Here is a 13,643-nt window from a genome sequence, read left to right on the forward strand (position 1 = left end):
AGCGGAAAAGTGGACGATAAGATATATACGACGTATTATTTCCTGAGAGAAGAAATTTAATTCTTGAGGAGTGATTAGTGTGACTTCAAAATATTTTAACCATATACCTATATCTGTCTTGGATTTAGCCCCAATTGCGGAAGGAAGTAATCCCAGACAATCATTTAGAAATAGTGTTGAACTTGCACAGCATGTAGAAAACTGGGGATTCAACCGCTTCTGGCTAGCCGAACATCATAATATGCCTGGCATAGCTAGTTCAGCTACTTCTGTCATTATTGGCCATATTGCTGGTGCAACAAAAGAGATTCGTGTTGGTTCAGGCGGCATTATGCTACCAAATCATGCAACCCTTGTGATCGCCGAGCAATTTGGCACCCTCGAAACGTTATATCCGAGACGAATTGACCTTGGTCTTGGACGTGCTCCTGGTAGTGATCAAGCAACTGCTTATGCGCTCCGCCGCACATTGAACACGCGAGTAGATGATTTCCCAGCACAAGTAGAAGAACTTCAGGAATACTTTAAAGATAGCACTGAAGCAAGAGTTCGCGCTGTCCCCGGTGCAGGTCTTGATGTTCCACTTTGGCTTCTCGGTTCAAGCGGATTTAGCGCTCAGCTTTCAGCACATAAGGGATTACCTTTTTCCTTTGCAAGTCACTTTGCACCTGACTATATGATACCAGCATTAAATCTTTACCGGGATAACTTTAAACCATCGCGTGCACTTCAAGAACCTTATGCGATGCTAGGAGTCAACATCGTAGCAGCTGATACAGATGAAGAAGCCGAATGGTTAGCAACCTCACAACAACAGCAATTCTTAAGTATACGAAGAGGGGAACCGAGTAAATTAAAGCCTCCAATCGATAATATTGAAGAAGTATGGTCAGCCATGGAACGAGCGTCTGTTGAAAAAACACTCCATTCAAGCTCAACTATCATCGGAAGTCCTGAAACAGTCAAACAAAAGTTAACAAGCTTTATCGCAGAGACAAAAGCAGACGAAGTCATTGTAAACTCACAAATATTCGATCAAAAAGCAAGATTGCGCTCCTACGAGATTATAGCGAAAATGATGAAGTAGCAGTGCACTTAATGTTATTATTGTCGATTAGTAAAAAGCCATGATTCACGTGAATCATGGCTTTTGTGTTTTCGTTTTTTGGTATCGTTGCACTCATTTAAACCACCCTTTTTCCTTGAACCTAGAGATGGCTTCAATACGATTTGTCACATCTAGCTTATCTAATATTACTGAAACATAATTTCGAACGGTACCTGTAGTAATAAATAACTGACTCGCAATTTCCTTTGTATTTTTACCGTTAGCAATTAAATTTATGACTTGTTCTTCCCGTTCCGTTAAAGGACTTCCTGTACTATATGCCATATCAACCAATTCAGGTGCATAGATTTTCCGGCCATCCATAATAGTACGAATGGAGTTCGCCAAATCTTCACTCGGGCTATCTTTTAATAAATAGCCACTCACTTCTGCTTTACGGGCACGTTCAAAGTAGCCAGTTCGAGCAAACGTGGTTAACACAATAACCTTACAAGGGTCACCTTTCAACTCTTCAGCAGCATCCAGTCCGCTTTTTAGAGGCATCTCAATGTCCATCATGCAAATGTCAGGTTGGTGCTGCTTCACAAGAGCTAAAACTTCTTCTCCATTACTTGCTTTTCCGACTACCTCCATATCTTCTTCTAAATCCAGTAAAGATCCAAGAGCACCAAGCAACATCCGCTGGTCTTCAGCAATTACAATGCGAATCACAACAACTCCTCCTCTTTTGTTTGTTTAATCACATGCGGGACTTGTATGGTAAGTGTTGTTCCCTCAGATGAATCCAAATCCAATCGGCCATTTACAAATTCCAACCGCTCCCTCATCCCCTGAAGTCCATTCCCTTGATGAGAATTGATTTCATTCGAAATTCCAACTCCGTTATCACGAACCGTAATCAGCAATTCATTTGGAAATTGTTTAACCACAATTTCACAGGACGTTGCCTTGCTATGTTTCACAACATTTGTGACAGCTTCTTTCAAGCTCATACTCAGCACATTTTCAACCAAAAGAGGGACGTTTTTTAACGTCAGATCACCCTCCAAGTTAAAATCAATTTGCGCTGCATCTAAAATTTGCTGAACACGAATAACTTCGTCTTCAAGCTTTGCACCTCTCATATCCGAAACCATTTCGCGGACCTCTTTTAATGCTGTTCTGGCCGTTTGATGAATATCATTAACTTCCGATTTTGCAGAATCAGGGTTTAAACTTATTAACTTCCCAGCTAAGTCACTTTTCAATCCGATGAGGGAAAGTTTTTGTCCTAATGTATCATGTAAGTCACGTGCAATTCGCTGACGCTCTTCCATAACCACTAACTGAGAGATTCGTTTATTTGCATCTTTTAATTGTCCCTCTAATTTTTCTTGCTTATTACGATTATACATATTAAATGGCAGTAGAATAACACCTATCACACTAACGATAATAAATGGAATCTGCATTAAAAACGCTTCACTTTGAGTAACAAAACCGATGCTTACCGCTGCAATAGTCGTGACTAAATGAACCACATATAACGTAATAAACCCAGCTTTATTTTGTATGTTCCCAATATAGAATGCTAAGAAAAGTGAAAAGTAGACATACCCAAAAAACAATGTCATCACTATGCTGATTGTCATTTCGATACTTACCGATAAGTAAACGGTCCACCCTTTCGATACAAACGATAATCGATATGTTGCAAAAAACAATAAAATCATTGCAATACCGATAATAATTTCAGTAGTTGATGATGAATGAAATATAAAATAGAAAGGGAGGATACAAAAAATGATCCAAGCATAGGAGCTTAATCCGGTATTTCTTGGAATTATATGATACCAATTTTGCATAGCTACCCCTCCTTCGCTCATTTTCTATATTTTATAACACGAAAAGCTCAGGGCGCCTTGAAAGACACGACAAGCATAAGCAGAGCGGTGCAGTGTGGGTGCTTTGCCCGCACGGAAGCGAACTGCTTATGTCTCGAGTGGCTAGGCGCTAGAGCTAGACAGATAAACGCCAAAATTTATACTTTTCTTGCTGTCAGAAAAACCCTTCAATACTAGCTGAAGGGCTTCAGACAAAACCTATTTATTTTTCCTGAAAGCTTGACCTTCTTGTTTTTAAGTCCACATTTGAAGATTCTTTCAAAATACCTTTGACCTCTTTAAAGCTTTTAAACGATTTACTTGTCTCGTCCCATAAACGGAAATGAATCGACTTCAAACTAGAAGCAAACGTAATAGTGGTTGCCTGATGCAATGGTGGTGTCGATTCATGTGCCTTTTCCAAATTGTAATTAGGAACTCTTGGACTAAGGTGGTGAACATGATGGTATCCAATACTACCAGTCATCCACTGCAGTACTTTTGGCAACTTATAATAAGAGCTTCCGTCTACAGCTGCCTTAACGTAATCCCACTCATCTTCATTTTCAAAGTAAGAATCCTCAAACTGATGCTGTACGTAAAATAACCAAATGCCTAAAGATCCTGCAATAAATAATATTGGAAGTTGGATGAGTAGAAACGCCTGCCATCCAATTGTCCATATCAATATTCCATACAACGCAACAATAGAAACATTGATTAAATGCGTATTGATACGTTCTTTTCGTTTAGCATCTTTTCGATTAAAACGTCCTGAAATTAAATATAGATAAATCGGGCCGAGTCCAAACATAACTAATGGATTACGGTACACACGATAAGATACCCTGCCCCAAAAAGATGCAGCTTTGTATTCTTCAACCGTCATGACCCATACGTCACCAGTTCCACGCTTATCCAGGTTACTACTTGTCGCATGATGAATGGAATGTTCTCTTTTCCATTTTTCAAAAGGGAACAATGTGATAATCCCTGTTATTGTACCAACAATTCTATTTGCTTTTTTATTTTTGAAAAAAGACATATGTGTACAGTCGTGGAAAATAATAAAGATCCGAATAACAAACCCTGATGCAACGACTGCTAATGCAAGAGTTAGCCAAATCGATATAGACAAACTTTGATAGGCAAGAAACCAAAGTAGGAAAAAAGGTAGAATTGTATTAATTAATTGTCGGATGCTTGCTTTCATATCTGATGTTGCGAATGGTGCGACATTTTTTCTTAATTGTGTCTGCTTTTGTTTATTCATAATGTCCTCCTGTGATAAGGATTTCTATTTCTATTATTTGATTAAAAATATACTTTCTATTCTTATTTTCAATAATAGGAGAAAATGGTTGCCCAAAAAAGTCATAAACGTCAAGTAGCATACATGACAAATGTCATATGTGCTTACCTGATTCTACCTTTCTGCAAAGGTATCAGGCATTACCACCGCAATAACTTCACCTTTTGCACAAATTTTACCATCAGCTTTTACTTCTGTATATACCTTCCATTTCTTTGGATGAATTTTTTCAATTGTCCCGATTGCTTCTAGGGAACCGCCTTGTGGCGTGGGCTTTAAAAAGTCCACCTGCAAAGTTCCTGTCACAAAACGAGGAACCTCAACACCCGAACCAAGCTCATGACCATTCTCTCTATGTAATGCAAGTGAAGCCGATCCTGTTCCATGACAGTCGATTAATGAAGCGATTAATCCTCCATAAACAAATCCCGGTATTGCGGTATGTTCAGATGTAGGTGTATAGATCGTAACTGTGTTATCCCCTAGCCAACCAGTACGAAAATGATGGCCATTTTCATTTAATCTTCCACACCCATAACACCAAGCAAAACCATCTGGGTACTCATCCTGAATAGCACGTGCAATTTTTTCTGCCATTAACTTCATCTCCCTTTAGGTTAAGTAGAAATCGATCCACTTGTAAACGTTCATTTTAGATTAACTTGTCTTTTTCTAGTATACATTCTTTTTAATCACAGGAATAATAATTTCATATCCTGCAAATGTTTAGATAAGATAAAAACATTTATGTACAATAGATAGTGAAATAGTAAATTTAAGGCAATAATAAAACTTTCAGGGAAGTGATCAATATGAAGGCAATCGTTGTAAAACAACCAGGCAGCGCAGAACAGTTACAAATAGAGAACCAGCCTAAACCAGAAGTGAAAACCGGACAATTATTGGTCAACGTTAAAGCTGCAGCAATAAATCGGACAGACATTGTAAGTCGTGAGGGCAGATCTGGTTATCTAGACAATCCCATTTTAGGTGTTGAGGTAGCAGGAATTGTGGAAGAAGCTGGGGGAGATACAACCATTGAAACTGGCACACGTGTTATGGGTCTTGTAAATGGTGGTGGCTATGCTGAATATGCGGTTATTCCCGCCGAAAGAGCAATGGTCATTCCCGACAGCCTTTCATTTGAAGAAGGTGCTGCCATTCCTGAAGTATTTTTAACTGCTTTTCAAACCTTATTTTGGTTAGGTGACTTGCAATCCAATGAAACGGTACTAATTCACGCTGGAGGAAGCGGAGTTGGTACGGCAGCTATTCAACTCGCAAAACAACTCAAGAATGCAGAAGTTATTACAACAGCGGGATCCGACAGAAAGCTTGACTATTGTCGCTCACTAGGTGCAGATTCATGCATTAACTATAAAGAACAGAACTTTGAAGAGGAAGTCATGAAAGTAACAGCTAATCAAGGTGCCAATTTGATTCTTGACTTTATAGGCGCCTCCTACTGGAAACAAAACCTAACAAGTCTGAAAGTAGACGGCCGCCTAATCCTAATCGGTCTTTTAGGTGGAGCAGAAATCGATAAGGTCAATTTAATGGAGCTTATGGCAAAACGTATTCAGTTAAAAGGCACCTTGCTAACACCTCGAAGCGATCAATATAAGGCGGACCTTACGCGTGACTTTGTTAATAAAGCAATACCACTTTTTAATAAAAATAAGCTAAAGCCCGTAGTTGACCAGGTATTTCCATACGATGAAGTACAAAAAGCGCATAAATATATGGAAAGCAACAAAAATATTGGAAAAATTATTTTACAGATATAAGAAAAGCTCAGGGTGTGCAACACGGGTGGTTCGATGTTGCTCATGCTTTGTGGCGGTTTTAATCGAACATACCTACGCAGGAGATAAAGGAAACACGGTGAGCGTAAGCAAGCCGATGTTGACTTATCGCACGGAGGTGAAGGAAGTCCCTACAGCTTTAGCGCTGGAGCTAGACATAAAGTCATATACTGGTTTCCTCTAGTCTTCTTCTACTATTTTTGGTAATCTGTATGGTAGAAGCATTTACTTAACAGAGATGAGGTTTTTTCATGAAACAACTAGTCATTTTAGGTGGTGGATATGGTGGTATTAAAATTTTATCCAATCTATTGGACAACCTGCCTGGAGACGTTCACATTACACTTATTGACCGGAATCCATATCACTCCCTGAAAACGGAATATTATGCAATAGCTGCTGGTACAACTTCCGACAGAGATGTGCGCATGGATTTTCCGATACATGACCAAGTAGCATATGAATTCGGCGAAATAGCAGAAATTGATACGGAAAATCAACAAATTTCATTCAAGGACAAAAGTAATTCCGTACCTTATGATTACATCGTTATTGCGCTTGGATGTGAGGATAACTATCACGATATCACAGGTGCCAGCGAGTTTACCGAAAGCGTTCAAACGTTCTCGAATTCTAGACGCGCTGCACTTTCCGTGGGTAATTTGAAGGCTTTTGGAAAAGTGACTGTCGTTGGAGCTGGCTTAAGTGGCATCGAAGTTGCATCTGAAATTAGGGAAAGTAGATCCGACTTAAATATTCGCCTTCTTGACAGAGGAGAAACGGTTCTCAAACCATTCGACACCAAAATTCAAGATTATGTAGAAGATTGGTTTGTAAAAAATGATGTGGAAGTATTACATAATGCGAATGTAGAATATGTCGAAAAAGATGGTGTATGCAACAACGGCGTATGCTATGTCAATGACGTTACCATTTGGACCGCTGGAGTACGACCGAATTATTTAGTAAGAGAATTGTCCTTTGAAAAAGATGCACAGGAAAAAATTATTGTGAATGAATTTTACCAGGTTCCAACCAATAAGAATGTTTACGTAGTAGGTGATTGTGCATCCTCAACCTATTCTCCAAGTGCTCAATTAGCTATCCAACAAGGAGAGCAAATTGCTGACATCCTTTCCGCCGTTTTACAAGACGCGGAACCGAAACAACAAAAAGAAATAAAACTAAAAGGTACGCTTGGTTCACTAGGGAAATCAGATGGCTTTGGTAACATGTTTCAAAAACCCGCTACTGGATTACTACCCAGATTGGCAAAAACAGGCGTATTATGGCTGAGCAAACGCCATTAATGAAATGAAAAAGTTCTAAACGATACTCTGGATAAGAGACTTTATCTGGGGTATTTTTTTATGCATCTTCATCTAAATGAAAATTAGGTTGGTATTGATAGTTGCTTAAATTTACTTGTCCACTCTCACTAACTTCAATATTTTCAGCGGCTAGCAGGCTTTTTTGACTCAACAGACCCTCATCACTTTTTAAGGCAATTTGACCTTTGATAGTTACAACACGATGCCACGGCAATTCATGTTTCTTACTCATCGAGTGAAGAATTCGAACAACCTGCCTTGCACCACGTGGACTACCTGCAGATTTCGCAACCTGACCATATGTCATAACCTTTCCTTTTGGAATTTGCTTTAAAACAGTTAACACATTTTCTGTAAATGGCTTCAAATTGTATCCCTCTCTTATGTTAACAGTGTATTTAGTCTTCATCTAGGTAAACATACAAAACGAAAAGACACCCCTAGCATAAAATATAATAGTATTTAAATGCAATTACGAGGGGGAAATATCGTGATGGATAATAGCCAAAGAAGATCTTTTCCTGGCCGCTTTTGTATATTTCCGGGTTACAATTGGTGCGGACCTGGATGTAGTGGACCTGGCGCACCTATAAACAAAGTTGACGCAGCTTGTAAAGCTCATGATTTATGTTATCGCAGGTCTGGATTGTACTGTAAATGTGATGCCGAATTTATACGTAGACTACAATCCTGTCGTAACCCACATACAAGAGAAGGACGCCAAGCTAACGTCATCTATAACTATATGAAGGTTCAAAAGTTTTTTACTTGCGGTTTTTAAAAGGATACCGTTTAATCTTCGGTATCCTTCTTCTAACTCTTGTTTTCGGAAAAGCCTTTATGGAGGGCTGTTAGATTCTAAGTAGTAGAGTATAACAAAATCTAAAGAAGGAAAATACCCTTTTAGATCGAATAGGTATAGGTAGTATAACTATTTTCCAGAAAGGGTGTACAACAATGTCCGGACAGGCTGTTGAAGATAAGATCTATGCATTGGAACAAGAGATTTCCAAGAAAAAAGAGGAATTGGCGGTATTACGAAGAGAGGAAGAAAAACTAGTCATAACGGATTACAAATTACGTGATAAACATGGAGAAAAAATAAACCTTACAGAATTATTCAAAGACAGCGATACATTGTTTGTTATTCAAAATATGGGTAGTTCCTGTAGCTATTGTACACTGTGGGCCGATGAGATTAACGGGATTCTACATCATCTTGAAAGTATTGCACCTGTAATCTTGGCATCATCTGATGAACCAGAAACAATGCGCAATTTTGCAGAGGGCCGGGATTGGAATTTCAACTTGATTTCAACAGCAGGTTCTGAATTCAAAAAGACACTTGGATTTGAACCAAAGCAAGGATGTCCACATCCAGGTGTATCTATTTTGAAAAAGAAGGATGACGGCACGATTTTCCAATATACCAAAGCAGGTTTCGGTCCCGGAGATGATTTCTGTGGGATGTGGTCCTTCGTTCGATTGTTACCAGAAGAACAAACGAATTGGCATCCAAAGAAATATTATCAAGAATAGAATATCCCCACTGGATTTAATTTCAGTGGGTTTTTTAGACCTTAAAGTAACTTGTAGGTCAAGAATTTCATGGAAAAGTTACAAAGCGTTATTTCTTATAGATTGATGCATTAATCAACCCCCCTATTAGTAGAACGACAGCTGTCAGATAGAACCATATCATGAGAACAATCATGTTCCATAGTTGTCCGTAAAATATAGAGTAGTCGCTTATACTGACATACTTTGAAAAGACAATCGATACAAATTGCCAACCGATTGTTGCAAAAACCGCCCCTGGAAAAACCTTTTTCCAGGGCAGCCTGATACTTGGTACAACCTTATATAACAGTAAAAAGAAAAGATATAAAAACAAGGTACCAATACCCCATTTAGTAATAAACCATAAATCAAACAATGAATCCTGGACTCTAATCTTAGGTAAGACAAAGGTACGAACCATATCCTCAACAATTGGAACTAGTAAGGATAACGATAAAATAATCATCAATCCCAATGTGAGCAGCAAATCATTTACTATCCCCTGTAAAAAGAAAGACTTCCGCCTGATTTGATAAGCTTTATTTAATGATCGAACCAGTGACTGAATCGCCATAGATGCGAGCCAAAATGCCGCTATCAGACTAAGGGACAACCACTGACCTTGTCCCTTATTCAAAATGCTTTCCAACGTGCTCCTAATCACCTTGTACGTCTCCCTAGGAGCAAAGGGTTCAACCAACACTAAGATATTTTCTAAATTTACGGGCAGAAAACCAATTAGGGTAAAAACGAAAATTAAAAAAGGAAATAATGATAGCAAGAAATAGTAAGCCATTTGCGCAGACTGATCATAAAAACGTTCTGAAAAAAATCGAATAAGGATTTGCTTGGTGCCTTTTAAAAATCTCACCGATGAATCCTCCCTTCTCTTCATATGGCATGGCCCTTTTAGAGTAACTCTATGTTTATAGTCGTTATTTATTACAATCTATACACCTTTAACTAGGGTAAGTCTTTTTAGATAAAATAGGACCTGCCAATATGACAAGTCCTGTTTAGCATAATTAATTATTATTCATCCTTCTTGCTTAAATACTCGTTAGGCGCTTCACTTTCATGAGCGTTGTAATTTTTATATTGGCTTTTTCGCCCATTCCGATGCTCACCGCTGTTTTTGTTTTCTTTAAATTGGTTGTTAAATTCCTTTTCTTTATTTACCATTTTGTTTAGTGGCCCCCTTTCCAAATGTAAGATTGATTTAGTTTTTGGAATAAGAGCTAGCATTATTCATTGAATTAAACCTGCCCAGCTCTTTCAACTGTGTACTGCTTCGCACACGCTATTTCCATCTAACACTGTGTATGACTAACCTACTTTTAGGAATCGCGGGCATTCTTGCCATGCTAAAGCTTAAATCCTGTTTAGGCACCACATAACTTACCTGTTTCGTTAAAATGTCCAAACTCGTCTTCATAGCCTCAACGGTAACCCACTCACCGGCACACCTGTGACCCATATCAAACTCACCACCACCCTGGGGAATAAAATCAAAAGGTGTACCCTCCCAGTCTTGGAATCGTTCAGGCTTAAACTGATTTGGTCGTTCCCAGATGGTAGGACTATGATTTGTTCCATACATATCAAGCAACACCAATGTTCCTTCTTTGAAATCGTGTTCTTTCCAGTTAAAATTCTTACGCACCCTGGCACCCAGAAATGGACCAAACGGATAGAAACGGCGAACTTCCTGCACAAACATCTGACTATAATCGGTTTCGTTCGATAGTAATTTCCTACGAGTCTCAGGGTACTCATGTAAGGCTATTACACCAAATGTTACATACCTGGCGACAGCTACGATCGGCCTCAGAATATTGATTAATTCAACAGCAGCTATTTGCTCACTCATTAATTTTCCATTTAAATCACGATGCCATGCCATGGCGTATAAAGCCGTATCCCCGTCAGCTATTAAATTTCCAGCACGAACTTGTTTTATGATTGTCCTGATCCACTTTTCCGATTTTTGACGAGCTCGTCTTCCAGACCAGTGCCTTGGTCCGATGGCTCCAAACGCATCAATCATCGCTCCAAAATCGTTCGCACGTTGCTTTACTTCCCTTGCCCACAATGGTACACCAGCCCACTGACAGGCTAAGCGACAAAAGACCTCCTGTGCTTCATTAAAAAATACAACATGATCCATTTTCTCCCAATGGTCAATCGCATATTTCCATTGCTTCGACGTAATGTCCCGAAGTACCTCAAGTCTTTCTCGCGTCATCAGTGACATAAATAATTGTTTTCGGTGCTTGTGTTCAGTACCATCCATTGTTTGAACACCCTTTTGTCCAAATAACGATTTCTGTATTCTCTTTGGGGCCGCACCTTTCCGACGAAAAAACGCATTCTTATAAAATACTTTTGCAGCCTCATTACCGCTTATACAAATCATCTTCTGTCCCAATAAACGGGTCGTGAAAATGTCCGTATTGAAACGACGGCACCTGTTTGGGATGTAGCGATACCCTTCCATTAATAGTTGGAGACTATTATCTATTCCCTTATCATGTGGCGTTTGACTTGTTATACCTTCTTTAGGCTTCATTTTCGTGCACCTTTCCGTTTCCATATGTATGAGCTTCGAACCTTTATTTAAAAAGCATAGAAAAGAATGTCAATTACCATTCTCTCTCTATGCTAATAAACCAAAAAGCACTACTTTTGAGGTCCTGATGGTGTTGAAATACTTGATAAAGCCTGTTCGGCGTCATTTGTTAACTGATGCTGAACTGCCACATCGCCTAACGCAATCATTCCTACTACCTGCCCGTTCTCAACTACTGGCAAACGACGGATTTGTTGTTGAGCCATCAATTCTACCGCTTCATGAACATCCATATCTGGTGTTGCTTGTACAACTTGTTGTGCAGTCATAACCTGTGAAATTGGGGTATGAGCGTCTTCTCCTTGGGCTGTAGAACGAAGCGTAATATCACGATCCGTTATAATCCCAACCATATCGCCATTATTATTAACAACTGGAATGGAACCGATATTATGCTCACTCATGACCGCACCTGCTTCTTGTATGGACTGCGTTTCCTTAATTGTAAAAACAGTTGATGTCATAATGTCTCTTATCTGTTGCTGCATTAAAATCACCTCCCTATCCATGATTAGGTTGGTCATTATTGCAACTTTTATTATAGGGATATTTTTCATGTTCGAAAAAAACACCATTTATAGTAAATTCCTTTCAAACAAAGCATCTATTTTGACTCAGGACAATATTATGCTGTATCTTATGAAGATGAATTCTGAGTAATTTCATAAGAATACAATACTATAAAATCAAAGCACTATTTCTAGTTTTTTTCGGGATTCGGGAATAGTACATTTAAAGGGAGGTCGTTTGATGAAAGCGATTTGGAGAGGATACATGAATGCCTCACTTATTTTAAAAATTACTGTTGCACTCATTCTTGGTATTATTGTTGGCGTAATCTTTGGCAAGGATGCTGCAGTTTTAGCACCTTTCGGAGATATTTTGATTCATTTACTAAAATTCCTAATCATACCGCTAATTTTATTTACACTAATTGTTGGGATTAACCAAACAAAAATAGGAAATTTAGGACGTATGGGTGGTAAGGTATTCCTTTATTATCTACTAACATCCGCCTTAGCAATTGCAGTTGGAATAGCCGTTGCTAGCCTTTTTGATCCTGGCACTGGAATGACGCTTGATACAAGTGAGAAATTTGATGTCCCAGAGAACCCTGGCACAATAAGTGTTCTATTAAGTATCATCCCTGAAAACATTTTCGTTGCTTTTAGTGAGTTGAACCTATTGGGAATCATCTTCACAGCAATTGTTTTCGGAATTGCAATTTCGTCATTACGATCATCAAGTGACCATGCTGAACTTGGCGAACATGTATACAAAGTCGTTGATGGGCTTAATGAAGCGACTTTATCAGTCATGAAGGTTATCCTTCAATACGTTCCAATCGGCATTTTTGCTATCATTGCAAAAACAGTCGGTAATCAAGGGATAGATACATTGTTATCCTTGGGTAATATGATTCTTGTTCTTTACGTAGCTTTACTTGTGCAGATCGGTATTTATGTTATATTCTTGCTTCTTTCAAAAATCAAACCAGGCAAGTTTTTTACACACGCACGTACACCAATGATCACCGCGTTCGCTACACAAAGTAGTTCTGGTACTTTACCACTAACATTAAATGCGGCCAAAAATTTAGGAATATCACGAGGCTTATACGGTTTTAGTCTTCCATTAGGAGCAACCATTAATATGGATGGTGCAGCAATTCGTATTGCAGTGTCAGCTGTATTTGCTGCTAATATCGTTGGTGATCCATTGAGCTTTACCGATATGATGCAAGTAGTATTAGTAGGGACATTAGCGTCTGTTGGTACTGCAGGTGTACCTGGTGCCGGGATTATCATGATTGCCACTGTTTTTGCACAGTTAGGCCTACCAATGGAAGCTGTTGGTCTACTGGTTGCTATTGATGCTCTAGTTGGAATGGGTTGTACTGCACTCAATGTCACTGGCGACTTAGTTGGTACAAGCATTATTAATAAATCAGAGGAAAAACAAACTGTCAATTAGAAAAGCGCAAGCGCCTTGAAAGACACGACAAGCATAAGCAGAGCGATGCAGTGTGGGTGCTTTGCCCGCACGGAAGCGAACTGCTTATGTCTCGAGTGTCT

The 13,643-nt window shown here is 39.0% G+C and carries 15 protein-coding genes; 6 read left to right on the forward strand and 9 right to left on the reverse strand.

Annotated elements, in window-relative coordinates; all coding sequences use genetic code 11:
* The first annotated feature begins 79 nt into the window (after positions 1 to 79).
* Positions 80 to 1,087 (forward strand): LLM class flavin-dependent oxidoreductase, encoded by a 1,008-nt coding sequence (locus tag AC3G7N_RS17825; RefSeq protein WP_489423519.1) that lies wholly within the window; start codon positions 80 to 82, stop codon positions 1,085 to 1,087.
* A gap of 93 nt (positions 1,088 to 1,180) precedes the next feature.
* Here the strand turns inward: AC3G7N_RS17825 and AC3G7N_RS17830 are convergent, their stop codons facing one another.
* The 4 genes from AC3G7N_RS17830 to AC3G7N_RS17845 all read right to left on the reverse strand — a co-directional run bounded on the left by AC3G7N_RS17830 (position 1,181) and on the right by AC3G7N_RS17845 (position 4,840).
* Positions 1,181 to 1,780: a response regulator gene (locus AC3G7N_RS17830; RefSeq protein ID WP_489423520.1), complete on the reverse strand. Its 600-nt coding sequence runs from the start codon at positions 1,778 to 1,780 to the stop codon at positions 1,181 to 1,183.
* Positions 1,777 to 2,913, reverse strand: a complete 1,137-nt coding sequence (locus tag AC3G7N_RS17835) for a histidine kinase (RefSeq protein ID WP_489423521.1) — start codon at positions 2,911 to 2,913, stop codon at positions 1,777 to 1,779. Before AC3G7N_RS17835 ends, AC3G7N_RS17830 begins: the two co-directional genes overlap by 4 nt.
* 241 nt (positions 2,914 to 3,154) lie before the next feature.
* Entirely contained in the window at positions 3,155 to 4,204 is a 1,050-nt protein-coding gene (gene desA / locus AC3G7N_RS17840; protein WP_489423522.1) for a Delta(5) desaturase DesA, read from the reverse strand.
* Between the two features lie 153 nt (positions 4,205 to 4,357).
* Complete coding sequence (locus tag AC3G7N_RS17845) at positions 4,358 to 4,840, reverse strand: PaaI family thioesterase (RefSeq protein ID WP_489423523.1); 483 nt, start codon at positions 4,838 to 4,840, stop codon at positions 4,358 to 4,360.
* Between the two features lie 215 nt (positions 4,841 to 5,055).
* Between AC3G7N_RS17845 and AC3G7N_RS17850 the strand changes: the two genes are divergently transcribed.
* The gene (locus tag AC3G7N_RS17850) at positions 5,056 to 6,030 is read left to right on the forward strand and encodes an NAD(P)H-quinone oxidoreductase (protein ID WP_489423524.1); all 975 of its coding nucleotides are present in this window, start codon (positions 5,056 to 5,058) and stop codon (positions 6,028 to 6,030) included.
* Positions 6,031 to 6,299: 269 nt separating this feature from the next.
* The gene (locus AC3G7N_RS17855) at positions 6,300 to 7,358 is read left to right on the forward strand and encodes an NAD(P)/FAD-dependent oxidoreductase (protein WP_489423525.1); all 1,059 of its coding nucleotides are present in this window, start codon (positions 6,300 to 6,302) and stop codon (positions 7,356 to 7,358) included.
* 58 nt (positions 7,359 to 7,416) lie between these two features.
* Here AC3G7N_RS17855 and AC3G7N_RS17860 read toward each other — a convergent pair whose 3' ends face one another.
* Positions 7,417 to 7,746, reverse strand: coding sequence for an MGMT family protein (locus tag AC3G7N_RS17860; RefSeq protein WP_489423526.1), 330 nt, complete (start codon positions 7,744 to 7,746; stop codon positions 7,417 to 7,419).
* Positions 7,747 to 7,872: 126 nt separating this feature from the next.
* Here AC3G7N_RS17860 and AC3G7N_RS17865 point away from each other — a divergent pair, with 126 nt between their 5' ends.
* Complete coding sequence (locus AC3G7N_RS17865; RefSeq protein ID WP_489423527.1) at positions 7,873 to 8,160, forward strand: phospholipase; 288 nt, start codon at positions 7,873 to 7,875, stop codon at positions 8,158 to 8,160.
* Positions 8,161 to 8,336: 176 nt separating this feature from the next.
* Positions 8,337 to 8,918 carry a DUF899 family protein gene (locus tag AC3G7N_RS17870; RefSeq protein WP_489423528.1) on the forward strand — a complete coding sequence of 194 codons (582 nt, stop codon included), beginning with the start codon at positions 8,337 to 8,339 and terminating at the stop codon, positions 8,916 to 8,918.
* 88 nt (positions 8,919 to 9,006) lie between these two features.
* Here the strand turns inward: AC3G7N_RS17870 and AC3G7N_RS17875 are convergent, their stop codons facing one another.
* The 4 genes from AC3G7N_RS17875 to AC3G7N_RS17890 form a co-directional block, all read right to left on the reverse strand.
* Positions 9,007 to 9,810 (reverse strand): YihY/virulence factor BrkB family protein, encoded by an 804-nt coding sequence (locus tag AC3G7N_RS17875; protein WP_489423529.1) that lies wholly within the window; start codon positions 9,808 to 9,810, stop codon positions 9,007 to 9,009.
* 161 nt (positions 9,811 to 9,971) lie between these two features.
* Positions 9,972 to 10,121, reverse strand: a complete 150-nt coding sequence (locus AC3G7N_RS17880) for a hypothetical protein (RefSeq protein ID WP_489423530.1) — start codon at positions 10,119 to 10,121, stop codon at positions 9,972 to 9,974.
* Between the two features lie 118 nt (positions 10,122 to 10,239).
* Complete coding sequence (gene cypC, locus AC3G7N_RS17885) at positions 10,240 to 11,508, reverse strand: CYP152 family fatty-acid peroxygenase CypC (protein WP_489423531.1); 1,269 nt, start codon at positions 11,506 to 11,508, stop codon at positions 10,240 to 10,242.
* Between the two features lie 110 nt (positions 11,509 to 11,618).
* Positions 11,619 to 12,056 carry a CBS domain-containing protein gene (locus AC3G7N_RS17890; protein WP_489423532.1) on the reverse strand — a complete coding sequence of 146 codons (438 nt, stop codon included), beginning with the start codon at positions 12,054 to 12,056 and terminating at the stop codon, positions 11,619 to 11,621.
* Positions 12,057 to 12,318: 262 nt separating this feature from the next.
* Here AC3G7N_RS17890 and AC3G7N_RS17895 point away from each other — a divergent pair, with 262 nt between their 5' ends.
* Positions 12,319 to 13,542 carry a dicarboxylate/amino acid:cation symporter gene (locus AC3G7N_RS17895; protein ID WP_489423533.1) on the forward strand — a complete coding sequence of 408 codons (1,224 nt, stop codon included), beginning with the start codon at positions 12,319 to 12,321 and terminating at the stop codon, positions 13,540 to 13,542.
* The last annotated feature ends 101 nt before the right edge of the window (positions 13,543 to 13,643 follow it).

This window comes from Virgibacillus carmonensis, from assembly GCF_057836705.1.

What these genes read in the sequence shown, in the direction of transcription:
- AC3G7N_RS17835 (WP_489423521.1), bottom strand. Translation starts at nt 2,913, where the DNA reads ATGCAAAATTGGTATCATATAATTCCAAGAAATACCGGATTAAGCTCC.
- desA (WP_489423522.1), bottom strand. Translation starts at nt 4,204, where the DNA reads ATGAATAAACAAAAGCAGACACAATTAAGAAAAAATGTCGCACCATTC.
- AC3G7N_RS17845 (WP_489423523.1), bottom strand. Translation starts at nt 4,840, where the DNA reads ATGGCAGAAAAAATTGCACGTGCTATTCAGGATGAGTACCCAGATGGT.
- AC3G7N_RS17850 (WP_489423524.1), top strand. Translation starts at nt 5,056, where the DNA reads ATGAAGGCAATCGTTGTAAAACAACCAGGCAGCGCAGAACAGTTACAA.
- AC3G7N_RS17855 (WP_489423525.1), top strand. Translation starts at nt 6,300, where the DNA reads ATGAAACAACTAGTCATTTTAGGTGGTGGATATGGTGGTATTAAAATT.
- AC3G7N_RS17865 (WP_489423527.1), top strand. Translation starts at nt 7,873, where the DNA reads ATGGATAATAGCCAAAGAAGATCTTTTCCTGGCCGCTTTTGTATATTT.
- AC3G7N_RS17870 (WP_489423528.1), top strand. Translation starts at nt 8,337, where the DNA reads ATGTCCGGACAGGCTGTTGAAGATAAGATCTATGCATTGGAACAAGAG.
- AC3G7N_RS17880 (WP_489423530.1), bottom strand. Translation starts at nt 10,121, where the DNA reads ATGGTAAATAAAGAAAAGGAATTTAACAACCAATTTAAAGAAAACAAA.
- cypC (WP_489423531.1), bottom strand. Translation starts at nt 11,508, where the DNA reads ATGAAGCCTAAAGAAGGTATAACAAGTCAAACGCCACATGATAAGGGA.
- AC3G7N_RS17890 (WP_489423532.1), bottom strand. Translation starts at nt 12,056, where the DNA reads ATGCAGCAACAGATAAGAGACATTATGACATCAACTGTTTTTACAATT.
- AC3G7N_RS17895 (WP_489423533.1), top strand. Translation starts at nt 12,319, where the DNA reads ATGAAAGCGATTTGGAGAGGATACATGAATGCCTCACTTATTTTAAAA.